Annotated in this window: 23 protein-coding genes; 21 read left to right on the forward strand and 2 right to left on the reverse strand. The window is 72.5% G+C overall.

Annotated elements, in window-relative coordinates:
- Nucleotides 1-804: 804 nt before the first annotated feature.
- The 6 genes from aroC (at nucleotide 805) to AMYTH_RS0100775 (ending at nucleotide 6,521) form a co-directional block, all read left to right on the forward strand.
- A complete protein-coding gene (gene aroC / locus AMYTH_RS0100750) occupies nucleotides 805-2,016 on the forward strand; it encodes a chorismate synthase (RefSeq protein WP_027928686.1) in 1,212 nt (403 codons plus the stop codon).
- Entirely contained in the window at nucleotides 2,013-2,516 is a 504-nt protein-coding gene (locus AMYTH_RS0100755; RefSeq protein ID WP_027928687.1) for a shikimate kinase, read from the forward strand. Before aroC ends, AMYTH_RS0100755 begins: the two co-directional genes overlap by 4 nt.
- The gene (gene aroB, locus AMYTH_RS0100760) at nucleotides 2,513-3,622 is read left to right on the forward strand and encodes a 3-dehydroquinate synthase (RefSeq protein ID WP_027928688.1); all 1,110 of its coding nucleotides are present in this window, start codon (nucleotides 2,513-2,515) and stop codon (nucleotides 3,620-3,622) included. The genes AMYTH_RS0100755 and aroB overlap by 4 nt, the downstream gene beginning before the upstream one ends.
- Nucleotides 3,619-4,050 carry a type II 3-dehydroquinate dehydratase gene (gene aroQ / locus AMYTH_RS0100765; protein ID WP_027928689.1) on the forward strand — a complete coding sequence of 144 codons (432 nt, stop codon included), beginning with the start codon at nucleotides 3,619-3,621 and terminating at the stop codon, nucleotides 4,048-4,050. Before aroB ends, aroQ begins: the two co-directional genes overlap by 4 nt.
- A complete protein-coding gene (locus tag AMYTH_RS0100770) occupies nucleotides 4,047-4,967 on the forward strand; it encodes a GNAT family N-acetyltransferase (protein ID WP_027928690.1) in 921 nt (306 codons plus the stop codon). Before aroQ ends, AMYTH_RS0100770 begins: the two co-directional genes overlap by 4 nt.
- Nucleotides 4,968-5,039: 72 nt before the next feature.
- On the forward strand, nucleotides 5,040-6,521 hold the full coding sequence (locus AMYTH_RS0100775; RefSeq protein WP_228685234.1) for a glycoside hydrolase family protein: 1,482 nt from the start codon (nucleotides 5,040-5,042) through the stop codon (nucleotides 6,519-6,521).
- A gap of 1 nt (nucleotide 6,522) precedes the next feature.
- Here AMYTH_RS0100775 and AMYTH_RS0100780 read toward each other — a convergent pair whose 3' ends face one another.
- Entirely contained in the window at nucleotides 6,523-6,975 is a 453-nt protein-coding gene (locus AMYTH_RS0100780; protein WP_208722568.1) for a B-4DMT family transporter, read from the reverse strand.
- A gap of 39 nt (nucleotides 6,976-7,014) precedes the next feature.
- Between AMYTH_RS0100780 and AMYTH_RS0100785 the strand changes: the two genes are divergently transcribed.
- The 3 genes from AMYTH_RS0100785 to nusB are packed head-to-tail and all read left to right on the forward strand — an operon-like array spanning nucleotide 7,015 to nucleotide 9,163.
- A complete protein-coding gene (locus AMYTH_RS0100785) occupies nucleotides 7,015-8,112 on the forward strand; it encodes a M24 family metallopeptidase (protein ID WP_027928693.1) in 1,098 nt (365 codons plus the stop codon).
- 36 nt (nucleotides 8,113-8,148) lie between these two features.
- The gene (gene efp, locus AMYTH_RS0100790; RefSeq protein ID WP_027928694.1) at nucleotides 8,149-8,706 is read left to right on the forward strand and encodes an elongation factor P; all 558 of its coding nucleotides are present in this window, start codon (nucleotides 8,149-8,151) and stop codon (nucleotides 8,704-8,706) included.
- A gap of 1 nt (nucleotide 8,707) precedes the next feature.
- Nucleotides 8,708-9,163: a transcription antitermination factor NusB gene (nusB, locus tag AMYTH_RS0100795; protein ID WP_027928695.1), complete on the forward strand. Its 456-nt coding sequence runs from the start codon at nucleotides 8,708-8,710 to the stop codon at nucleotides 9,161-9,163.
- A 215-nt stretch (nucleotides 9,164-9,378) separates the two neighbouring features.
- Here the strand turns inward: nusB and bldD are convergent, their stop codons facing one another.
- Nucleotides 9,379-9,867, reverse strand: coding sequence for a transcriptional regulator BldD (gene bldD / locus AMYTH_RS0100800; RefSeq protein WP_020422358.1), 489 nt, complete (start codon nucleotides 9,865-9,867; stop codon nucleotides 9,379-9,381).
- A 235-nt stretch (nucleotides 9,868-10,102) separates the two neighbouring features.
- Here bldD and pyrR point away from each other — a divergent pair, with 235 nt between their 5' ends.
- The 12 genes from pyrR to metK all read left to right on the forward strand — a co-directional run bounded on the left by pyrR (nucleotide 10,103) and on the right by metK (nucleotide 22,538).
- Complete coding sequence (gene pyrR / locus AMYTH_RS0100805; protein ID WP_026153212.1) at nucleotides 10,103-10,693, forward strand: bifunctional pyr operon transcriptional regulator/uracil phosphoribosyltransferase PyrR; 591 nt, start codon at nucleotides 10,103-10,105, stop codon at nucleotides 10,691-10,693.
- Complete coding sequence (locus AMYTH_RS0100810; protein WP_017983077.1) at nucleotides 10,690-11,622, forward strand: aspartate carbamoyltransferase catalytic subunit; 933 nt, start codon at nucleotides 10,690-10,692, stop codon at nucleotides 11,620-11,622. Before pyrR ends, AMYTH_RS0100810 begins: the two co-directional genes overlap by 4 nt.
- On the forward strand, nucleotides 11,619-12,908 hold the full coding sequence (locus AMYTH_RS0100815; protein ID WP_027928696.1) for a dihydroorotase: 1,290 nt from the start codon (nucleotides 11,619-11,621) through the stop codon (nucleotides 12,906-12,908). Before AMYTH_RS0100810 ends, AMYTH_RS0100815 begins: the two co-directional genes overlap by 4 nt.
- Nucleotides 12,908-13,414 (forward strand): PH-like domain-containing protein, encoded by a 507-nt coding sequence (locus tag AMYTH_RS0100820; protein WP_027928697.1) that lies wholly within the window; start codon nucleotides 12,908-12,910, stop codon nucleotides 13,412-13,414. The genes AMYTH_RS0100815 and AMYTH_RS0100820 overlap by 1 nt, the downstream gene beginning before the upstream one ends.
- On the forward strand, nucleotides 13,411-14,541 hold the full coding sequence (carA, locus tag AMYTH_RS0100825) for a glutamine-hydrolyzing carbamoyl-phosphate synthase small subunit (protein ID WP_027928698.1): 1,131 nt from the start codon (nucleotides 13,411-13,413) through the stop codon (nucleotides 14,539-14,541). Before AMYTH_RS0100820 ends, carA begins: the two co-directional genes overlap by 4 nt.
- Nucleotides 14,541-17,855 (forward strand): carbamoyl-phosphate synthase large subunit, encoded by a 3,315-nt coding sequence (gene carB, locus AMYTH_RS0100830; protein ID WP_027928699.1) that lies wholly within the window; start codon nucleotides 14,541-14,543, stop codon nucleotides 17,853-17,855. The genes carA and carB overlap by 1 nt, the downstream gene beginning before the upstream one ends.
- A 13-nt stretch (nucleotides 17,856-17,868) precedes the next feature.
- Nucleotides 17,869-18,678 carry an orotidine-5'-phosphate decarboxylase gene (pyrF, locus tag AMYTH_RS0100835; RefSeq protein ID WP_027928700.1) on the forward strand — a complete coding sequence of 270 codons (810 nt, stop codon included), beginning with the start codon at nucleotides 17,869-17,871 and terminating at the stop codon, nucleotides 18,676-18,678.
- 118 nt (nucleotides 18,679-18,796) lie between these two features.
- On the forward strand, nucleotides 18,797-19,114 hold the full coding sequence (gene mihF / locus AMYTH_RS0100840; protein WP_017983071.1) for an integration host factor, actinobacterial type: 318 nt from the start codon (nucleotides 18,797-18,799) through the stop codon (nucleotides 19,112-19,114).
- Complete coding sequence (gene gmk / locus AMYTH_RS0100845; protein ID WP_027928701.1) at nucleotides 19,111-19,788, forward strand: guanylate kinase; 678 nt, start codon at nucleotides 19,111-19,113, stop codon at nucleotides 19,786-19,788. Before mihF ends, gmk begins: the two co-directional genes overlap by 4 nt.
- A gap of 4 nt (nucleotides 19,789-19,792) precedes the next feature.
- Nucleotides 19,793-20,065, forward strand: a complete 273-nt coding sequence (gene rpoZ, locus AMYTH_RS0100850; RefSeq protein ID WP_017983069.1) for a DNA-directed RNA polymerase subunit omega — start codon at nucleotides 19,793-19,795, stop codon at nucleotides 20,063-20,065.
- Nucleotides 20,058-21,278 carry a bifunctional phosphopantothenoylcysteine decarboxylase/phosphopantothenate--cysteine ligase CoaBC gene (gene coaBC, locus AMYTH_RS0100855; protein ID WP_228684513.1) on the forward strand — a complete coding sequence of 407 codons (1,221 nt, stop codon included), beginning with the start codon at nucleotides 20,058-20,060 and terminating at the stop codon, nucleotides 21,276-21,278. The genes rpoZ and coaBC overlap by 8 nt, the downstream gene beginning before the upstream one ends.
- A gap of 57 nt (nucleotides 21,279-21,335) precedes the next feature.
- The gene (gene metK / locus AMYTH_RS0100860) at nucleotides 21,336-22,538 is read left to right on the forward strand and encodes a methionine adenosyltransferase (protein WP_027928703.1); all 1,203 of its coding nucleotides are present in this window, start codon (nucleotides 21,336-21,338) and stop codon (nucleotides 22,536-22,538) included.
- The last annotated feature ends 3 nt before the right edge of the window (nucleotides 22,539-22,541 follow it).

The following is a 22,541-nucleotide window of genomic DNA, read 5'->3' on the forward strand; positions in this document are numbered from 1 at the left end:
CGGTGCCATCGGCAGCGGGCATGTCGTGCTCCTCGGAGAAGGCGGGAGTCAGGCGCGCCTGCCGCTCACGCGGGCAACCGCCCCGCGGAGCCGGGCGACCGCGAAGGTCGGCGCGCTAGCTTGGGCGCGCAGGCGTGACCGGCGGGTGGGCCATGTCAGCCCCGCCCCCTGCGGGCGCCGCTCGTGGGTCAGCCGCCGGGTGGGGCGGGGCGAACGCGAAGGCGGGTAGCTGCCGGTCGGCGCGCGAGCTTGGGCGCGCAGGCGTGACCGGCGGGTGGGCCATGTCAGCCCCGCCCCCTGCGGGCGCCGCTCGTGGGTCAGCCGCCGGGTGGGGCGGGGCGAACGCGAAGGCGGGTAGCTGCCGGTCGGCGCGCGAGCTTGGGCGCGCAGGCGTGACCGGCGGGTGGGCCATGTCAGCCCCGCCCCCTGCGGGCGCCGCTCGTGGGTCAGCCGCCGGGTGGAGCCGGGCGAGCGCGAAGGCCGGCAGCCTGTCGGCTGGCGCGCCTGCTTGGGCACGCTGGCCCGACCGGCGGGTGGGCCATGTCAACCGCGCCCCTGCGGGCGCCGTTCGCGGACCAGCCGCCGGGTGGAGCGGGGCGAGCGCGAAGGCCGGCAGCTGCCAGCCGGCGCGCCATGCCGGACACCAGCCGCGCCACCCTGGGCTCACCGCCGCGCCACCCTGGACACACCGTCGTGACCAGTGGGCGGACCACATCAACCCCGCCCCCGCGGGCGCCGCTCGCGGGTGAGTCCCCGCCCGCCGGAGCCGCCTGAACCGGGCGACGACCGCCATGACAGGATCGTCTGGTGGTACTGCGCTGGATAACCGCTGGTGAATCGCACGGTCCGGCCCTCGCGGCCGTGCTCGAAGGGATGGTGGCCGGGGTCGAGGTCACCACCGCCGACGTGAGCGAGCAGCTCGCCCGCAGGCGGCTCGGGTTCGGCCGCAGCCCCCGCATGGGCTTCGAGACCGACCACATCGAGTTCCTCGGCGGCGTCCGGCACGGCGTCACCCAGGGCGGACCGGTCGCGGTGCACATCGAGAACGCCGAGTGGCCCAAGTGGGAGAAGGTCATGTCGGCCGACCCGGTGGACCCGGCCGAGCTCGAGGGCCTCGCCCGCAACGAGCCGCTCACCCGCCCCCGCCCGGGCCACGCCGACCTGCCCGGCATGCAGAAGTACGGCTTCGACGAGGCCCGCCCGGTGCTGGAGCGCGCCAGCGCCCGCGAGACGGCCTCCCGCACGGCACTGGGCACCGTCGCCCGGAACTTCCTCCGCCAACTGCTCGGCGCGGAAATCGTGAGCCACGTCGTCTCCATCGGCGGGGCCGTCGCGCCCGAGGGGCCGCTGCCCGGGCCCGCCGACCTCGCCGCGGTCGACGAGTCACCGGTCCGCGCGTTCGGCCAGGAAGCCACCGACGCGATGATCGCCGAGGTCGACGCCGTCCGCCAGGCCGGTGACACCGTCGGCGGCGTCATCGAGGTCATCGCCTACGGGCTGCCACCAGGGCTCGGCTCCCACGTCCACTGGGACCGCCGCCTCGACGCGCGCCTCGCCGGCGCGCTCATGGGCGTCCAGGCCATGAAGGGCGTCGAGGTCGGCGACGGCTTCACCACCGCCCGCCGCTGGGGCAGCAAGGCCCACGACGAGATCGACCGCGGCACCGGCCCGGTCGGCGTCACCCGCCGGTCCAACCGCGCCGGCGGCCTCGAAGGCGGCATCACCAACGGCGAACCGGTCCGCGTGCGCGTCGCGATGAAGCCGATCTCCACCGTCCCGCGCGCGCTGTCCACTGTGGACGTCGTCACCGGGGAGCCCGCCGTCGCGATCCACCAGCGCTCCGACGTGTGCGCGGTGCCGCGCGCCGGGGTCGTCCTGGAGTCCGTCGTGGCGCTCGTGCTCGCCGACGCGGCACTGGAGAAGTTCGGCGGCGACTCGCTGGCCGAGACCAAGCGCAACGCCGAGTCCTACCTCGCGGCACTGGAGGAACGGTGGGCCAACCTCCCTGCATCGTGATCGCGGGCCCGCCCGGGTCCGGCAAGAGCACAGTCGGGCCGCTGCTCGCGCAGCGCCTCGGCGTGCCGTTCCGCGACAGCGACGACGACATCGTCGCCCGCGCCGGCCGTCCCATCGCGGAGATCTTCGCCGACGACGGCGAGCCGGCCTTCCGCGCGCTCGAAGAGGAAGTGATCGCCGAAGCGCTCGCCGAGCACGACGGGGTGCTCTCCGTCGGCGGCGGCGCGGTCCTCGCCGAGGGCACCCAGAAGCGCCTGGTGGGCCACCCGGTGGTCTTCCTCAACGTCGGCTTCGCCGCGGGCGTGCAGCGCGTCGGCCTGTCCACCGCCCGCCCGCTGCTCGCCGGGGTCAACCCGCGCGCCACCTACCGCTCGCTGCTCGAAGCGCGGCTGCCGGTCTACCGCGCGGTCGCCACCATCGAGGTGGCCACCGACGACCGCACCCCGGCCGAGATCGTCGACGCCATCGCCCGCGAACTAGCCCTGGAGGAGACGCAGTGACCGACCCGGTCCGGATCGAGGTCCGCACCGCCCGGCCCTACCCGGTCGTCGTCGGCCGCGGCCTGCTCGGCGAACTCACCGAAGCCGTCAAGGGCGCCTCCAGCGTGGCGATCATCCACCAGCCCACGCTCACCACCACGGCCGAAGCCGTGCGCGACGAACTCAACGCCGCCGGGCTGGACGCCCACCGCGTCGAGATCCCCGACGCCGAGGACGGCAAGGCGCTGTCCGTCGCCGGGTTCTGCTGGGAGGTCCTCGGCCGCATCGGCCTGGACCGCCAGGGCGTCGTCATCGGCCTCGGCGGGGGAGCGGTCACCGACCTCGCCGGGTTCGTCGCGGGCACCTGGATGCGCGGCGTCCGGCTGGTCAACGTGCCCAGCACGCTGCTCGGCATGGTCGACGCCGCCGTCGGCGGCAAGACCGGCATCAACACCGACGCGGGCAAGAACCTCGTCGGCGTGTTCCACGAGCCCAGCGCCGTCCTGGTCGACCTCGCCACCCTGGAAACCCTGCCGCGCAACGAACTGATCGCCGGCATGGCCGAGGTCGTCAAGGCCGGCTTCATCGCCGACCCGCGCATCCTCGAGCTCATCGAAGCCGACCCCGAGGCGGCGACGGACCCTGCCGGCGACGTGCTCGGCGAGCTGGTGCGCCGCTCGATCCAGGTCAAGGCCGACGTCGTCGCCGCCGACCTGCGCGAGTCCGACCTGCGCGAAATCCTCAACTACGGGCACACCCTCGGGCACGCCATCGAGCGCCGCGAGCGCTACCGCTGGCGCCACGGCGCGGCGGTCAGCGTCGGCCTGGTGTTCGCCGCCGAGCTGGCCCGACTGGCGGGACGCCTCGACGACGAGACCGCCGAACGGCACGCCCGCATCCTCGAACTGCTCGGCCTGCCGACCAAGTACGACCCGGACGCCCTGCCGCAGCTGATCGACTCCATGCGCAAGGACAAGAAAACCCGGTCCGGCGTCCTTCGCTTCGTCGTCCTCGACGGCCTGGCCAAACCGGGGCGGCTCGAAGGCCCCGACCCGGCCCTGCTGGCCGCGGCGTACTCGGCGGTCGCCGGCCCGCGCCAGTCCGACGGTGGGAGCGTGCTGCTGTGAAGGTCTTCGTGCTCAACGGCCCCAACCTCGGCCGCCTCGGGAAGCGGGAGCCCGCCGTCTACGGCTCGACCACCCACGCCGACCTCGCGGAGCTGTGCGTCAAGACCGGCGGCGAACTGGGCATCGACGTCGAGCTCAGGCAGACCGACCACGAGGGCGAGATGGTCGGCTGGCTGCACGAAGCCGCCGACGGTGGCAACCCCGTGGTGCTCAACGCGGGCGCCTGGACCCACTACTCGATCGCCGTGCGGGACGCGGCCGCGCAGCTCGCCGCGCCGCTGATCGAGCTGCACATCTCCAACGTGCACAAGCGCGAGGCGTTCCGCCACCACAGCGTGCTCTCCGACATCGCCACGGCCGTCATCGCCGGGCTCGGTGTCGACGGCTACCCGCTCGCGCTGCGCTGGCTCGCCGCCAACGCCGGATGACCGTCCCCGACCTCAGAACCGCCCGGCTGCGCCTGCGAGGCCTCGAACCCACCGACACCGAAGCGATCGTCCGGGTCTTCGCCGACCCGGACACGAGCCGCTTCCTCGCCGCCGACCTCAGCGACCCGGACCAGTGCCGGGCCTCGGTCGAGCGGCGCCTCGCCTACACCGGGCCGGACGGCACGGGCCACTGGGTCGTCGAGCGCGACGGCGTCGTCATCGGGCTGGCGCACCTGCGGCCCTCGGCCGAGCTGTCCGGCGACCTCGTGGAGATCGGGTACTTCCTCGACCCCGCCCACGGCGGCCAGGGACTGGCGACCGAGGCGGCGGCCGCGCTGCTGCGCCACGCCTTCACCGCGCTCGGGCTGCCCGCCGTGTGGGCGCTCGTCCACGAGTCCAATGTGGCCAGCCGGAAACTGGTGCGCCGCCTCGGTTTCACCGACGTCGGCGGTGGCGAGCACTACGGCGGGCCGCACCGCGTGCTCGTCGCGCTGCCCACCGCCCTCGGGCAGTGGCACCACGTCGAACTGTGGGTGCCCGACCTCGAGCGCGCCGAGGAGAGCTTCGGCTGGCTGCTCACCGAACTCGGCTGGCAGGAACACCAGCGCCGGCGCGACGGCGTCAGCTGGAAACTCGGCGCGGGGTACCTCGTCGTCCAGCAGTCCCCGGCACTGACCGGCGCGACGGTTCAGGCCCGGCGCGCGCCGGGCCTGAGCCACCTGGCGCTGCACGCCGGCTCGCCCGAGCGCGTGGACCAGCTCGCGGAAGCCGCGCTCGCGCACGGCTGGCGCCCGCTGTTCGCCGACCGCTACCCGCACACCGGCGGCCCTGATCATCACGCGGCGTATCTGGAGAACGCCGACGGCTTCGAAATCGAGCTCGTCGCCGAATCCCCGCGTGTCACTCGACCGGGTTAATCAGTCTCTACACTGAGCTTGCTGGCGGAAACGGAAGGACGACGGGTGGGCAGACGCAGGGTGCTCGGCGGGATGCTGGCCGCGGTGCTGGCCGTCTCCGCACTGGCCGGGTGCACCGGCAGTGTGCCGCCACAGGCCGAGGGCGCCGGGAAGGGCGTCATCGGCGGCGCCCAGCCGGAGACCACCACCGCCACGCCCGCCGAGGTCCAGCTCAAGACCGACTCGCCGCGCGAAAGCGCCGGCGTCGTCGCGGCCGGCGGCCCCGGCGCGCCCTACAACTACGGCCCCACGCTGATGGCCGACGGCCCCACCAACCGGATGTGGTGGTGCAGCCAGTACCCCGGTTCGCCGCCGCCCGGCGACGACATCCTCTACGCCGAGTCCGCCTCGCTGGACGGGCCGTTCACCGGCCCCGGCGGATCCGTGCCGCCCGCCGTGCTGTCCGGCAACCCCGGCCAGTTCGACGGCGTGCACGCCTGCGACCCGTCGGTGATCCGCGTCGACGGGACCTACTACCAGTACTACACCGGCGCGGCGGGCGACCACGCGCTCGGCAACTCCATCGGCCTCGCGACCAGCACCGACGGGATCACCTGGCAGCGCGCGAACGGTGGCAGACCCATCGTCGACCCCGCCCACGACACCCATCGCGAAAACCTCTACGGCGCGGGCCAGCCCGCCGCGGTGTACCTCGACGGCTGGTTCTACCTGATGTTCACCGACACCACCGGCCTCGCCGCCGGCTGGAACGGCGCGGGCCAGTTCGTGCTGCGGTCGAAGGACCCGGCGTTCGGCAGCGGCGTGGAAGCGCTGGGGGAGGCCGGGTTCGCCGCGGTCGCCGGCACGAACGCGCCGCGCACCAAGTCGCTGGTCGACGCATTCAGCGCGGACCTGATGTGGATCGACGCGCTGAACGCGTGGGCGATCGCGCACGAGACCGCCGACGGCACCACCATCACGTTCTGGGACCGCGACTTCCTGCGCGCCCCGTTCCAGCCGCTGCTGATCCCCGGCGTGTGGCGGGAGGGGCCGGGCCTGGTCCGGCGGCCGGACGGGCACGCGCCGGTGTCGGCGAAGGACCCGTGCGGACGGGTGCCGCTGGACGTCGTGCGCGCGACCGTGACCGGCGAGGCGGGCGCGCCCACCGACCTGCGGCGCTTCGGGCTGGACATCGTCGGCGTCAACGCGTGCGCCGACCCGCAGCGCGCGCTGACGGTGCTGGACGGCTTCGCCATGCCCTCGCCGGTGCGGACCATGGACCTCGTCGTGTCGGGCCAGGTCGTGCGGATCGACCGCCGCTCGGTGGCGCAGGAACTGGCCGGGCACGTGCTCGACACGCGGCTGGACGTGCTGAACCAGTTCCCGGTCGCGGCGCGGCTGGAGTCCGGCACCCGCGCGCTGCAGGCCACCGGGCTGGGGGTGGGCTTCCTGCTCGACGACGGCCGCCTCTACCCGGTGCGCCGCGCGGAAGCGGTGATCGCCAACGGCTCGTCGACCGAGGACGTGACCCCGGCGCAGTGGCGCGGCTACCCGGCCGGCCCCGCGCTCGGCTAGATCAGTCCCCGGCGGGCCGGGGACGCGGGCTGGGACGCGGGCGCTTGGACGGCTCGGCCTCCGCGGGGCGCTTGAGCCGCCCGCCGACGAACAGGCCCAGCCCGGCGGGCACCAGGACCAGCAGCGCGGTGAACGCGGCCCCACCGGAGATCGCGGGCCACAGCTCCTCCGCGCCGGTCCGGTCGACGAAGATCCCGCGGCCGATCACGTACAGCACCCCGGACACCGGCCCGGCCACCAGCGACGCGATGAACCAGGTGCGCCCGGCGTCCTCCCGGCGCAGCCACGCGTCCAGCGCGCTCCACAGCGCCGCGGCGCCCACCAGCAGCGCGATCACGGCGATCCGGGCCGTGGTCAGGCCCGTCGGGTCGTACACCGTCGCCTTGGCGAGCGCGACTTCGGCGATCGCGTGCAGCACCGCCATGCCGAGACCCCGTACCAGCCAGGACCGCATACCCATCCACCCATCGTCGCACCGCACTAAGCTGCCACTGTGCCTGACCTCCACGCCTCGCGGCGCGACGCCCTGCGCACCGTGCTCAACGAGTCCGGCGTCGACGCGTTGCTCGTCACCGACCTGCTCAACGTCCGCTACCTGACCGGCTTCACCGGCTCCAACGCCGCCCTGCTGGTCCACGGCGACGGCGAGAGCCGCACGTTGTTCTGCACCGACGGGCGCTACACCACCCAGGCCGCGGCCGAGGTGCCCGACCTGGAGCGGGTCATCGAGCGGGAGAGCGCCGCCGCCCTGCTCGCGCGCGCCGCCGGGGACGCGGCCGCCCACCGGCGCACCGGCTTCGAGAGTCAGCACGTCAGCGTCGAGGCCCACCACGAGCTCACCCGCGTCGCGGACGGTATCGAGCTGACCCGCGCGCCCGGTCTGGTCGAACAGCTGCGGCTGATCAAGGACGAGACCGAGATCGAGGCGCTGCGCATGGCGTGCGCGGCCGCCGACCGGGCGCTGGCGAGCCTGCTGGAACACGGCGGCATCCGGCCCGGCCGCACCGAGCTGGAGGTCGCCCGCGACCTGGAGAACCGCATGCTCGACCACGGCTCGTCCGGGCCGTCGTTCGAGTCGATCGTCGCCGCCGGGCCGAACTCCGCGATCCCGCACCACCGGCCCACCGGCCGCCCGCTGCACACCGGCGACTTCGTGAAACTGGATTTCGGCGCGACCGTGGACGGGTACCACTCGGACATGACCCGCACCGTCGTGCTCGGCCGCCCCGCGGACTGGCAGGCCGACCTCTACGAGCTGGTCCGCCGGGCGCAGCAGACCGGGCTGGAGGCGTCGCTGGCCGGGCAGGAGGTCGCCGACGTCGACCTGGCCGCCCGCCGCGTCATCGAGCAGGGTGGGCACGGCGAGGAGTTCTCGCACGGGCTCGGCCACGGCGTCGGCCTGGAGGTGCACGAGGCACCGAGGCTCGCGATGAACGTCGCCGGTACACTGTCCGTCGGCATGACGGTCACCGTGGAGCCAGGCGTCTACCTCGCCGGCCGCGGTGGCGTGCGCATCGAGGACACGCTGGTCGTGCGGGACGCCGATCCCGAACTCCTCACCCTGAGCAGCAAGGAACTCGTGGTCGTGTAGCGCGGCCCGATCGGAAACAGGAGAACTGGACAACCCGTGGCCACCACCAACGACCTGAAGAACGGCCTGGTGCTGAACCTCGACGGACAGCTGTGGTCCGTCGTGAACTTCCAGCACGTGAAACCGGGCAAGGGCGGCGCCTTCGTGCGCACCACGCTCAAGCACGTCCTGTCCGGCAAGGTGGTGGACAAGACCTTCAACGCGGGCACCAAGGTCGACACCGCGACCGTCGACCGGCGCAACATGACCTACCTGTACAACGACGGGTCGGACTTCGTCTTCATGGACGGCGAGACCTACGACCAGATCACCGTGCCGCGGGAGACCGTCGGCGACGGCGCGAACTACCTGCTGGAGAACACCGAGGTCCAGGTCGCGATGCACGAGGGCGTCGCGCTCTACGTCGAGCTGCCCACCTCGGTCGAGCTGGTCATCCAGCACACCGACCCCGGCCTGCAGGGCGACCGCTCCACCGGCGGCACCAAGCCGGCCACGCTGGAGACCGGCGCCGAGATCCAGGTGCCGCTGTTCCTGAGCACCGGCGAGAAGGTCAAGGTCGACACGCGCGACGGCCGTTACCTGGGCAGGGCCTAGGTTGTCCGACTCCGCATCGGCGCCCCGGCGCGGTGGCCAGCCCGGCCGCCGCGCTCTCCGCAGGCGCGCCGTCGAGATCCTGTACGAAGCCGCCCAGCGTTCACTCGATCCGGTGACGCTGCTGGCGGACCGGGTGGGCTCCACGGACGCCGACCCGATCGGCGATTACACGATCTCGCTCGTCGAGGGCGTCACCGCGAACCGCGAGCGCATCGACGAGCTGCTCGCCGAGCACGCGCACGGCTGGAGCCTGGAGCGGATGCCGCCGGTCGACCTGGCCGTGCTGCGGGTGGGTGTCTACGAGCTGCTGTGGGCCGCCGACGTGCCGGACCCGGTGGCGATCGACGAGGCGGTGGGCCTGGCCAGGGAGCTGTCCACGGACGACTCGCCGCGGTTCGTCAACGGCGTGCTGGGCCGGATCGGCACGATCGCCGACCGCATCCGTGCGGTGCTCTGACGACACGCAGCAGAAAGGCCCGGCGCGCGGAGATCGCGCCGGGCTTTTCGCTGGTCAGGCGATTTTCCCCCGGCGGGAGGGCAGTCAGCTCGCGCCGCCGCGGGTTCTGGGTCAGGCCGGTCGCGCGAAGCACGTCCGCCCGGGGTGGCCGGGCCGGCGCGAGTTCGCGGTTCTGCCACCCGCACCGCCACGCGGGCGGCGGGAGGGCCGTTCGCCTAGTCCTCCTTGGCGGGCCGCGCCTCCGGCGGGAGGACGCCCCAGTCGATGAGCTGCTCGGTCAGCTCGCCAGGGGTCATGTCGTAGATGATCGCCAGCGACCGCAGGTCCTCGGTGCGGATGGAGAGCACCTTGCCGTTGTAGTCGCCGCGCTGGCTCTGGATCGTCGCGGCGTAGCGGGCCAGCGGGCCGACCTTCTCGGCAGGCAGCTGCTGCAGCCGCTCCAGGTTGATGACGATCTTGGTGGCGGGTTCGGCCCCGGACGGCACCCGGCCCTCGGGCAGCAGCTCGACCACCGGCACGCCGTAGAAGTCGGCCAGCTCGGCCAGCTTCTGCACGGTCACCGCCCGGTCGCCGCGCTCGTAGGAACCGACCACGACAGCCTTCCACCGTCCGCCGGACTTCTGCTCGACCCCGTGCAGGGACAGCCCCTGCTGCTGGCGGATCCCGCGGAGCTTCGCCCCGAGCGCCTTGGCGTAATCGCCCATCTGGTGGTTCTCCGTTTCCTCGCCCAGTCGGTCTCATGGGCCGCCGGGGGACTGCCGAGTTGAACACTCAGAGTAATGGTTACGCATTGTCGTCACCAGGTCAAGAACATGATGCCTCCGGCACCACCCGGACGGCTGAACGGTGCCTCCTGTTAACATCGGGTGGATTTCCTCGGCAAGCAGGAGATCGACGTCCTTTAAGGACCCGTCCGGTGAGGCGGGGAAGGAGTCCGCTGTGGCGTCACGCCCTCGTGACGCGGCAGCACCAGGTGGCGAGCGCGAGCTGCTCTCCGCCGGTGATGTCGCGCGCACCATCGCCCGGATGGCCCACCAGGTCATCGAGAAGACCGCCCTCGACGGCGGCACGGGCGCACCTCCCGTTCTCCTGGGCATCCCGACCCGGGGCACCTCGCTCGCGGCCCGGCTGGCCGAGCGGATCGCCGAGTTCTCCGGCGTGGCGGTCCCCACGGGCGCCCTGGACATCACCCTCTACCGCGACGACCTGCGCCGCCGCCCGACGCGGCCGCTCGCGGACACCACTCTGCCCGACACCGGCATCGACGACCGCGTGGTGATCCTGGTCGACGACGTGCTGTTCTCCGGCCGGACCGTGCGCGCGGCGCTGGACGCCTTGCGCGACCACGGCCGCCCCCGGGCCGTGCAGCTGGCCGTCCTGGTCGACCGCGGGCACCGCGAGTTCCCGATCCGGGCCGACTACGTGGGCAAGAACATCCCGACCGCACGCGCCGAAGACGTGGCCGTCCTGCTGTCCGAAGTGGATGGGCGCGACGCGGTGCTGCTGCGCGAGGGGGAAGCGAAGGCATGAAGCACCTGCTGGCCACCGAAGGCCTGGACCCCGACCTGGCGACCGCGGTGCTGGACACCGCCGACGGCCTCAAGCGCACCCTGCTGGGCCGCGAGGTCCGGAAGCTGCCGACGCTGCGCGGCCGCACGGTCATCACGATGTTCTACGAGAACTCCACCCGGACCAGGGTCTCGTTCGAGATCGCGGGCAAGTGGATGAGCGCGGACGTGGTGAACGTCTCGGCGGGTGGCAGCTCGGTCGGCAAGGGCGAGTCGCTGCGGGACACCGCGCTGACCCTGTCCGCCGCCGGCGCCGACTGCGTCATCGTCCGCCACCCGGCCTCCGGCGCCGCGCAGCGCCTGGCCGGCTGGCTGGAGGGCACCGGCACCTCGGTCGTCAACGCCGGGGACGGCATGCACGAGCATCCCACCCAGGCGCTGCTCGACGCCGCCACGCTGCGGGAACGGCTCGGCGGCATCAAGGACCGGCGGATCGGCATCGTCGGCGACGTCCTGCACAGCCGGGTCGCGCGCTCCAACATCCACCTGCTGTCCGCGCTGGGCGCCGAGGTCGTCCTGGTCGCCCCGCCGACGCTGCTGCCGGCCGGGGTCGGGGCGCTGCCGGTCACCGTGTCGCACGACCTGGACGCCGAGCTGCCCGCGCTGGACGCGGTGATGATGCTGCGCGTGCAGGCCGAGCGGATGCACGGCGGGTTCTTCCCGTCGGCGCGGGAGTACTCGATCGCCTACGGCCTGAACGAGGCGCGGCTGCGGCTGCTGCCCGAGCACGCGGTCGTGCTGCACCCCGGCCCGATGCTGCGCGGGATGGAAATCGCCTCCGCGGTCGCGGACGCGCCGTCCGCGGCGATCACCGAACAGGTCCGCAACGGGGTGCACGTGCGGATGGCCGTGCTGTACCACCTGCTCGCCGGAGAGGAAGACGCGAAGTGAACCAGGTACTGATCAAGGGCGCCCGGCTCTACGGCGAGGGCGACCCGGTGGACGTCCTGGTCACCGGCGGCACGATCGCCGAGATCGGGTCCGTCAGCGCGCCCGACGACGCCGAGGTCATCGAGGCGAACGGTCAGGTCCTGCTGCCCGGCTTCGTCGACCTGCACACCCACCTGCGTGAACCCGGCCGCGAGGACACCGAGACCATCGAGACCGGCTCGGCCGCGGCCGCGCTCGGCGGCTACACCGCGGTCTTCGCGATGGCCAACACCGACCCGGTCGCCGACAACTCGGTGATCGTCGAGCACGTGTGGCGCCGCGGCCGCGAGGTCGGCCTGGTCGACGTGCACCCGGTCGGCGCCGTGACCGTCGGCCTGAAGGGGGAGCGGCTGGCCGAGCTGGGCACCATGGCGAAGTCGGCCGCCGGGGTGCGGGTGTTCTCCGACGACGGACACTGCGTGCACGACCCGCTCATCATGCGGCGCGCCCTGGAGTACTCGACCGCGCTGGACGTGGTGATCGCGCAGCACGCGGAGGAGCCGCGTCTGACCGTCGGCGCGCAGGCCCACGAGGGCGAGCAGGCTTCGCGCCTGGGCTACGCGGGCTGGCCCGCCTCGGCCGAGGAGTCGATCGTCGCGCGGGACTGCCTGCTCGCCGAGCACGCCGGCGCCCGCCTGCACGTCTGCCACGTGTCCACGAGCGGCACCGCCGACGTGCTGCGCTGGGCGAAGGAGCGCGGGACCAGGGTGTCCGCCGAGGTCACCCCGCACCACCTGCTGCTGACCGACGAGCGCCTGGCCACCTACGACCCGGTGAACAAGGTCAACCCGCCGCTGCGGACGAACGCCGACGTGGAGAAGCTGCGCGCCGCCCTCGCCGAGGGCGTCATCGACTGCGTCGCCACCGACCACGCCCCGCACGCGCCGCAGGACAAGGACTGCGAGTGGTCGGCCGCCCGCCCCGGCATGCTCGGCCTGCAGACCGCACTGTCCGTGGTCGCCGCCACCATGGTCGAGACCGGCCTGCTGGACTGGCGCGGCGTGGCGAAGGTCATGAGCGAGCGCCCCGCGGAGATCGCCGGCCTGCCCGACCAGGGACGACCGCTCGCCGTCGGGGAACCGGCCAACCTCGCGCTGGTCGACCCGGGCGCACAATGGACCGTGCGGGGGGCGGAGCTGGCCAGCCTCGCCGCCAACACCCCGTACGAGGGAATGCGGTTGCCCGCCGTGGTGACCGCGACGCTGCTGCGCGGGCGCGTGACGGCCCGCGAAGGGAAGATCTGCTGATGGAACGGTTGCTGCTCACCCTGCTGGTGTTCGCCTGCTTCCTGCTCGGGCTCTGGGCCATGCGACGAAGCTGGCGGCGCCGCGCGCGCTCGCAGAGCGCGCAGCTGCCGCCGTTCCCGCAGACCCCCGCCGAGCCGGGGGAGGAGCTGCTGCCGGCGAACAAGGGGCTCTACGTGAGCACCACCACGGCCGGCGACTGGCAGGACCGGATCGTCACGCGCGGCGTCGGCCTGCGCGGGCGCGCGGTGCTGCGGCTCTACCGCGAGGGCGTGGAGATCGACCGGGCCGGCGCGCCCGGGTTCTTCATCCCCCGCGAGTCCATTGTGGAGGTCAAGCGCGCGAGCGGGATCGCCGGGAAGGTGATGGGCACCAACAGCCTCATCGTCATCACCTGGCGGCTCGGCGACAAGGAGCTGGACACCGGCTTCCGCGGCGACGACCTCGACGTCTATCCACAGTGGATCGAAAACTTGTCGGAACGAGAGATCAAGGGAGGGGCCCAGTGACCGTGGGCACCAGGACACCGGCCGCATTGGTGCTGGAGGACGGGCGGGTGTTCCGCGGATCGGCCTACGGCGCCCAGGGCCGCACGCTGGGCGAGGCCGTGTTCTGCACCGGGATGACCGGCTACCAGGAGACGCTGACCGATCCGTCCTACCACCGCCAGATCGTGGTGCAGACCGCGCCGCAGATCGGCAACACCGGCTGGAACGACGAGGACGACGAGTCCGCCCGCATCTGGGTGTCCGGCTACGTCGTGCGCGACCCGGCGCGGGTGCCGTCGAACTGGCGGTCCCGCCGCACCCTCGACGAGGAGCTGGCGCGCCAGGGCGTGGTCGGCATCAGCGGCGTCGACACCCGCACCCTGACCCGTCACCTGCGCGAGCAGGGCGCGATGCGGGCCGGCGTGTTTTCCGGCGACGCGCTCGACACCGAGGAGGCGATGACCGCGCAGGTGCTGGCGAGCCCGCCGATGAAGGGCGCCGACCTGGCCGGCGAGGTCACCACCAAGCAGCCGTACGTGGTCGCCCCCGAGGGCGAGCGGCGCTTCCGCGTCGCCGCGCTGGACCTGGGCATCAAGTCCAACACCCCGCGCCAGATGAGCCGCCGCGGCATCGAGCTGCACGTGCTGCCCTCGACCAGCTCGCTGGACGAGCTGCTGGCCGTCGAGCCGGACGGCGTGTTCCTGTCCAACGGCCCGGGCGACCCGGCCACCCAGGACCACGCGGTCGCGCTGACCGAGGAGGTCCTGCGCCGCGAGATCCCGCTGTTCGGCATCTGCTTCGGCAACCAGATCCTCGGCCGCGCGCTGGGCCTTGGCACCTACAAGATGCGCTACGGCCACCGGGGCATCAACATCCCGGTGATCGACGTGGAGACCGGCCGGGTGGCGATCACCGCGCAGAACCACGGCTTCGCCCTGGAAGGCGAGCCGGGTCAGCGGTTCGAGTCGCCCTTCGGCGCCGCGCGCGTGAGCCACTACTGCCCCAACGACGACACGGTCGAGGGCGTGCGCTGCGCCGACGTGCCCGCCTTCTCGGTGCAGTACCACCCCGAGGCGGCCGCCGGCCCGCACGACGCCGCGCCGCTGTTCGACGAGTTCGTGACCCTGATGGAGAAGAAGAGCCGCTGATGCCGAAACGTACAGACATCGAGCACGTGCTCGTCATCGGATCCGGCCCGATCGTCATCGGCCAGGCCGCCGAGTTCGACTACTCGGGCACGCAGGCCTGCCGGGTGCTGCGCGAGGAGGGCCTGCGGGTCTCGCTGGTCAACTCCAACCCGGCCACGATCATGACCGACCCGGAGTTCGCCGACTCGACCTACATCGAGCCGGTCACGCCGGACTTCGTGGAGAAGGTCATCGCGGCCGAGCGCCCGGACGCCCTGCTGGCCACCCTGGGCGGGCAGACCGCGCTGAACACCGCCGTCGCCCTGCACGAGCGCGGCGTGCTGGAGAAGTACGGCGTCGAGCTGATCGGCGCCGACATCGACGCGATCCAGCGCGGCGAGGACCGGCAGAAGTTCAAGGACATCGTGCGCACCATCGGCGGCGACGTGCCGCGCAGCCGCGTGTGCCACTCGATGGACGAGGTCCGCGAGACCGTCGCCGAGCTGGGCCTGCCGGTCGTCATCCGGCCCTCGTTCACCATGGGCGGACTCGGGTCGGGCATGGCGCACACCGAGGAGGAGCTGGAGCGGCTGGCCTCGATCGGCCTCGCCGAGTCGCCGGTCACCGAGGTGCTCATCGAGGAGAGCGTGCTCGGCTGGAAGGAGTACGAGCTCGAGCTGATGCGCGACCGCCACGACAACGTCGTGGTGATCTGCTCGATCGAGAACATCGACGCGATGGGCGTGCACACCGGCGACTCGGTGACCGTCGCACCGGCGATGACCCTGACCGACCGCGAGTACCAGCACATGCGCGACGTGGGCATCGCCGTGCTGCGCGAGGTCGGCGTCGACACCGGCGGCTGCAACATCCAGTTCGCGATCAACCCGCGCGACGGCCGCATGGTCGTCATCGAGATGAACCCGCGCGTGTCCCGCTCCAGCGCGCTGGCCTCGAAGGCCACCGGCTTCCCGATCGCCAAGATCGCCGCGAAGCTGGCCATCGGCTACTCGCTGGACGAGATCCGCAACGACATCACCGGCGAGACCCCGGCCTCCTTCGAGCCGACCCTGGACTACGTCGTGGTCAAGGTGCCGCGGTTCGCGTTCGAGAAGTTCCCCGGCGCCGACCCGATGCTGACCACCACGATGAAGAGCGTCGGCGAGGCGATGGCCCTGGGCCGCAGCTTCCCGGAGGCGCTGGGCAAGGCGCTGCGCTCGATCGACACCAAGGCGGCCGGGTTCTGGACCACCCCGGACCCCGAGGGCGCCACGCTGGAGAACACCCTGGAGGCGCTGCGCACCCCGCACGACGGCCGCCTCTACGCGGTCGAGCGGGCCCTGCGCCTTGGCGCGACCGTCCAGCAGGTGCACGAGGCCAGCGGCATCGACCCGTGGTTCATCGACCAGATCGCGCTGATCGGCGAGGTCGGCACCGAGGTGCGCGACGCGCCGGTGCTGGACGCGCCGCTGCTGCGCGAGGCCAAACGCGTCGGCCTGTCCGACCAGCAGATCGCCGCGCTGCGGCCGGAGCTGGCCGGTGAGGACGGCGTGCGCGCGCTGCGCCACCGCCTCGGCGTGCGGCCGGTGTACAAGACGGTGGACACCTGCGCCGCCGAGTTCGCCGCCAAGACGCCGTACCACTACTCGGCCTACGAGTCCGACCCCGCGGCCGAATCCGAGGTCACCCCGCAGCCGGACAAGCCGAAGGTGCTGATCCTGGGCTCCGGGCCGAACCGCATCGGCCAGGGCATCGAGTTCGACTACTCGTGCGTGCACGCCGCGCTGGCACTGCGCGAGGCCGGGTTCGAGGCCGTCATGGTCAACTGCAACCCGGAGACGGTGTCCACCGACTACGACACCTCCGACCGCCTCTACTTCGAGCCGCTGACCTTCGAGGACGTGCTCGAGGTCGTCTACGCCGAGCAGCGCTCGGGCACCGTGGCCGGCGTGATCGTCCAGCTCGGCGGGCAGACGCCGCTGAAGCTGGCGCAGCGCCTGGCCGACGCGGGCGTGCCGATCGTGGGCACCTCGCCCGAGGCGATCAACCTGGCCGAGGACCGCGGCGCGTTCGGCGACGTGCTGATGGGCGCGGGCCTGCCCGCCCCGAAGTACGGCACCGCGACCTCGTTCGAGGGCGCCAAGCGGATCGCCGACGAGATCGGCTACCCGGTGCTGGTGCGGCCCTCCTACGTGCTCGGCGGCCGCGGCATGGAGATCGTCTACGACGAGCCCTCCCTGGCCGGCTACATCCAGCGCGCCACCGAGGTCACGCCCGAGCACCCGGTGCTGGTCGACCGGTTCCTCGACGACGCCATCGAGATCGACGTGGACGCCCTGTTCGACGGCGAGGAGCTGTACCTGGGCGGCGTCATGGAGCACATCGAGGAGGCCGGCATCCACTCCGGCGACTCCTCGTGCGCGCTGCCGCCGATCACGCTCGGCCGCCAGGACGTCGACGCGGTGCGCGCCTCCACTGAGGCGATCGCCCGCGGCGTCGGCGTGCGGGGCCTGCTCAACGTGCAGTACGCGCTGAAGGACGACGTGCTCTACGTCCTGGAGGCCAACCCGCGCGCCAGCCGCACCGTGCCGTTCGTGTCCAAGGCGACCGGGGTGCAGCTGGCCAAGGCGGCGTCGCTGATCATGACCGGCTCCTCGATCAAGGACCTGCGCGCCCGCGGCATCCTGCCCGCCGAGGGCGACGGCGGGCACCTGCCGATCGACGCGCCGGTCGCGGTCAAGGAGGCGGTCCTGCCCTTCCACCGCTTCCGCACGCCGGAGGGCAAGGGCGTGGACTCGTTGCTCGGGCCGGAGATGAAGTCCACCGGCGAGGTCATGGGCGTGGACACCTCCTTCGGCGAGGCGTTCGCGAAGTCCCAGGCCGGGGCCTACGGGTCGCTGCCCACCTCGGGCAAGGTGTTCGTCTCGGTCGCCAACCGCGACAAGCGGGCGCTGGTGTTCCCGGTCAAGCGGCTGGCCGACCTCGGGTTCGAGATCCTCGCGACCTCCGGCACCGCCGAGGTGCTGCGGCGCAACGGCGTGCCCAGCACGGTCGTGCGCAAGTACTCCGAGGGCTCCGCGCCGGACGAGCCGAACGTGGTCGAGGTGATCGCCTCCGGCGGCGTGGACATGGTGATCAACACCCCGTACGGCAACAGCGGCCCGCGGATCGACGGCTACGAGATCCGCACCGCGGCCGTGTCGCGGGACATCCCGTGCATCACCACGGTGCAGGGCGCGGCGGCGGCCGTGCACGGCATCGAGGCGCTCATCCGGGGCGACATCGGGGTCCGGTCGCTGCAGGACCTGCAGGCCGCGCTGAGGTCGAAGTCGTGAGGGGAGCTGCGGCGTGACCGGCTTCGGCGCCCGGCTGGTGGAGGCGGTCGCCGCGCGCGGGAACCTGTGCGCGGGGATCGACCCCCACCCCGGCCTGCTCGACGCGTGGGGCCTGGACCGCGACCCGGGCGGGCTGGAGAAGTTCGCCCTGACGGCGGTTGACGTCCTCGCCGAGGAGGTCTCCGTGGTCAAGCCCCAGTCGGCCTTCTTCGAGGCCTACGGGCCGCCCGGGGTGGCCGTCCTGGCCCGCGTGGTCGAGCACGCCCGGGACCGCGGCGCGCTCGTCCTGCTGGACGTCAAGCGGGGCGACATCGGGTCGACGATGGCCGCCTACACGGCGGCCTACCTCGGCGACGCGGCCCCGGTCCGGGCCGACGCGATCACCGTCTCGCCCTACCTCGGGTTCGGCTCGCTGACGCCCGCCCTCGGCGCGGGCGAGGGCCTGTTCGTGCTCGCCCGCACCTCCAACCCGGAGGCGGGCGGGCTGCAGAACGCCTTGCTGGCCAACGGCAAGACCGTCGCGCAGTCGATTGTGGACGAGGCGGCCCGGTGCAACGCCGGCGCCGCCTCCCTCGGCGACGTCGGCGTCGTCGTGGGGGCCACGATCGAGCCCGGCGAGCTCGACCTGACCGGGCTGAACGGGCCGGTCCTGGCGCCCGGTTTCGGGGCCCAGGGAGCCACCGTGGACGATCTTCGCCGCCTCTTCGGTGCGGACCTGCCCGGGGTGCTGCCCGCGTCGTCCAGGGACGTTCTCAGGCACGGTCCGGACCCCGTCGCGCTGCGCGACGCGGTGCGCCGCACGCAGGCGAGTCTGACCGGATAGCGCCAATATCAGGTCCCTGTCCAGGAACCGAGCGACCACCCCCCGCATTGTGGCCGGTGGCGCGGGGTGGGTACCGTCGCGTCACCCACCCAGAATTTTGAGTACTACGGAGGAAAACGTGGCACTTCCCCAGCTGACCGAGGAACAGCGCAAGGCGGCGCTGGAGAAGGCCGCTGCCGCTCGTCGTGCCCGCGCTGAGCTGAAGGAGCGCCTCAAGCGAGGCGGCACCACGCTCACCGACGTGCTGAAGCAGGCCGACGAGGACGAGGTTCTCGGCAAGATGAAGGTCTCCGCCCTGCTCGAAGCCCTCCCCGGCGTCGGCAAGGTGCGCGCTCAGCAGACCATGGAGCGCCTGGAGATCGCACCGAGCCGGCGGCTGCGCGGCCTTGGTGACCGGCAGCGCAAGGCGCTGCTGGCCGAGTTCAGCGGCGAGTGAGCGACACCGGCAGCGACCGCGTCACCGGGGCCGGCGGGCATGCCGGCCCGGCGACGCACCGTGAGCCGGCTCCGGGCCAGGCGCGTCAGGGGTCCCGGAGCCGGCTCACGGTCGTCTCCGGCCCGTCCGGGGTCGGGAAGTCCAGCGTGGTCGGCGCGCTGCGCCGGCTGGACCCGGACATCTACTTCAGCGTCTCGGTCACCACGCGGCCGCCCCGCCCCGGCGAGATCGACGGGGTCCACTACCACTTCATCGACCGGGCGATGTTCGACAAGATGGTCGCCGCGGGCGAACTCCTCGAACACGCCGAGTTCACCGGCAACTGCTACGGCACGCCCCGGGAACCGGTCGAGCGGGCACTGGCCGAGGGCAGGCCGGCCGTGCTGGAGATCGAGCTGCAGGGGGCGCGCCAGGTGCGCGCCGCCATGCCCGACGCCCGGCTGGTCATGCTCATGCCGCCGTCCTGGGACGAGCTGGTCGGCAGGCTCAAGGGCCGGGGCACCGAGGAGGAGGCCGCCGTCAACGCCCGGCTGGCCGAAGCGGAGCGCGAGCTCGCGGCGGCGGGTGAATTCGACGTGCGGCTGGTGAACGCCGACGTCGGGGAAGCCGCGCGGCAGTTGTTAGACTTGCTGCGGGGAGACCACCGACTTCACGAAGAGAACTCAGGAGCATAGGCGCGTGACCGCATCGCTCGGCATTTACGGCGAGGAACTCGAAGGCATCACCAACCCGCCGATCGACGACCTCCTGGCCAAGGTCAGCTCGAAGTACGCGCTGGTGATCTACGCCGCGAAGCGCGCTCGGCAGATCAACGACTACTACGCCCAGCTCGGCGAGGGGCTGCTCGAGTACGTCGGCCCGCTCGTGGAGCCGGGCCCGCGCGAGAAGCCGCTGTCGATCGCGCTGCGCGAGATCCACGCCGGCCTGCTCGAGCACACCGAGGGTGAGTAAACCTCGCGTCGTGCTCGGTGTGGGCGGCGGGATCGCCGCCTACAAGGCGTGTGAGGTGCTGCGCGGGCTGACCGAGTCCGGTCACGACGTCCGCGTGGTGCCCACGGAGGCCGCGCTGAAGTTCGTCGGCGCGGCCACCTTCGAGGCGCTGTCCGGCCACCCGGTGCACACGGGCGTGTTCACCGAGGTGGACCAGGTTCAGCACGTCCGCATCGGCAAGGAAGCGGACCTGGTGCTGGTCGTCCCGGCGACCGCGGACCTGATGGCCCGCGCGGCCCAGGGCCGCGCCGACGACCTGCTCACCGGCACGCTGCTCACCGCGCGCTGCCCGGTCGTCTTCTTCCCGGCGATGCACACCGAGATGTGGGAGCACCCGGCCACCCGGGACAACGTGGCGCTGCTGCGGTCCAGGGGCGTCGTGGTGACCGAACCCGCCGCGGGTCGCCTCACCGGCGCCGACACCGGCAAGGGACGGCTGGCCGACCCCGCCGAGATCGTCGACCTGGCCCGGCTGCTGCTGGCCCAGCCCTCGGCGCTGCCGCGCGACCTGGAGGGCCTGCGCGTCGTCGTCTCCGCGGGCGGCACCCGGGAGCCGCTGGACCCGGTCCGCTACCTGGGCAACCGCTCGTCGGGCAAGCAGGGCTACGCGCTGGCCCGCGTCGCCGCGCAGCGGGGCGCCGAGGTCACGCTGGTGGCCGGCCACACCGTCGAGCTGCCCGAGCCGGCGGGCGCCGTGCTGCGGCGGGTGTCGACGGCCGAGCAGATGCGCGAGGCCGTGCACGAGGCGGCCAAGGAGGCGGACGTCGTCGTGATGGCCGCCGCCGTCGCTGATTTTCGTCCGGCGAACCTATCCGGCCACAAAATCAAGAAAAGCGACGACCAGCCGGATCCGGTCATCACGCTTTCCCGCAATCCGGACATTCTCGCGGAACTGGTAACGAATCGATTGCCAGGACAGGTCATTGTCGGTTTCGCCGCGGAAACGGGCGACGAGCGCGGTAGCGTACTCGACCACGGCCGTGCCAAGCTGCGACGCAAGGGCTGTGACCTGCTGGTTCTGAACGCCGTCGGGGATGGCAGGGCGTTCGAGGTCGAGGAGAACGCGGGCTGGCTGCTGGCTGCCGACGGCACCGAGCGGCCTATCCCGCTGGGCTCCAAAGCGCAACTGGCCGCCGCGGTGTGGGACGCCGTCGGGGAATTCATCAGGCACTGACCGGCGCGCCTAGTCTGGACGCCGGAGGGACAGAAGAGTTGATGGGATGTGAGCGTGGTGACCGCGTCTAACCGCAGGTTGTTCACTTCGGAGTCGGTGACCGAGGGGCACCCGGACAAGATCTGTGACGCCATCAGCGACTCGATCCTGGACGCCCTCCTGGCCAAGGACCCGCGCTCCCGCGTCGCCGTCGAGACGCTGATCACCACCGGCCAGGTGCACGTCGCGGGCGAGGTGACCACCGAGGCCTACGCCGACATCCCGACGATCGTGCGCGAGCGCATCCTCGACATCGGCTACGACTCCTCGGCCAAGGGCTTCGACGGCAACTCCTGCGGCGTGAACGTGGCCATCGGCGCGCAGTCCCCGGACATCGCGCAGGGCGTGGACACCGCCTACGAGTCGCGCGTCGAGAACGCCATCGACGAGATCGACCGGCAGGGCGCGGGCGACCAGGGCCTGATGTTCGGCTACGCGTGCTCCGACACGCCCGAGCTGATGCCGCTGCCCATCGCGCTGGCCCACCGGCTGTCCCGCCGCCTGGCCCGGGTGCGCAAGGACGGCGTGCTGCCCTACCTGCGCCCGGACGGCAAGACCCAGGTCACCATCGAGTACGCGGGCGACCAGCCGGTGCGGCTGGACACCGTTGTCGTGTCCACCCAGCACGCCGACGGGATCGACCTGGACACCATGCTCGGCGTCGACGTGCGCGAGCAGGTCGTGATGCCCGAGCTGAGCGAGATCGACCTCGACCACAGCGACGTGAAGCTGCTGGTCAACCCGACCGGCCGGTTCGTCATCGGCGGCCCGATGGGCGACGCCGGGCTGACCGGGCGCAAGATCATCGTCGACACCTACGGCGGCATGGCCCGCCACGGTGGCGGCGCGTTCTCCGGCAAGGACCCGTCGAAGGTGGACCGCTCCGCGGCCTACGCGATGCGCTGGGTCGCCAAGAACGTCGTGTCCGCCGGTCTCGCCGGGCGGGTCGAGGTGCAGGTCGCCTACGCGATCGGCAAGGCCTCGCCGGTCGGCCTGTTCGTGGAGACCTTCGGCACCGAGACGGTCGACCCGGCCAAGATCCAGGCCGCGATCACCGAGGTGTTCGACCTGCGCCCGGCCGCGATCATCCGCGACCTGGACCTGCTGCACCCCATCTACGCCGCCACCGCCGCGTACGGCCACTTCGGCCGCACCGACGTCAAGCTGCCCTGGGAGAACACCGACCGCGCCGAAGCGCTCCGCTCCCTCGCCGGGGCCTGAGCT

It is taken from the genome of Amycolatopsis thermoflava N1165 (assembly GCF_000473265.1).
Taxonomy (GTDB): domain Bacteria; phylum Actinomycetota; class Actinomycetes; order Mycobacteriales; family Pseudonocardiaceae; genus Amycolatopsis_E; species Amycolatopsis_E thermoflava.

Coding starts and splice junctions, on each gene's coding strand:
- AMYTH_RS0100780 (WP_208722568.1), bottom strand. CDS start 6,975: ATGCGGTCCTGGCTGGTACGGGGTCTCGGCATGGCGGTGCTGCACGCG.
- AMYTH_RS0100810 (WP_017983077.1), top strand. CDS start 10,690: ATGAAGCACCTGCTGGCCACCGAAGGCCTGGACCCCGACCTGGCGACC.
- carB (WP_027928699.1), top strand. CDS start 14,541: ATGCCGAAACGTACAGACATCGAGCACGTGCTCGTCATCGGATCCGGC.
- AMYTH_RS0100820 (WP_027928697.1), top strand. CDS start 12,908: ATGGAACGGTTGCTGCTCACCCTGCTGGTGTTCGCCTGCTTCCTGCTC.
- AMYTH_RS0100770 (WP_027928690.1), top strand. CDS start 4,047: ATGACCGTCCCCGACCTCAGAACCGCCCGGCTGCGCCTGCGAGGCCTC.
- bldD (WP_020422358.1), bottom strand. CDS start 9,867: ATGGGCGATTACGCCAAGGCGCTCGGGGCGAAGCTCCGCGGGATCCGC.
- AMYTH_RS0100775 (WP_228685234.1), top strand. CDS start 5,040: ATGCTGGCCGCGGTGCTGGCCGTCTCCGCACTGGCCGGGTGCACCGGC.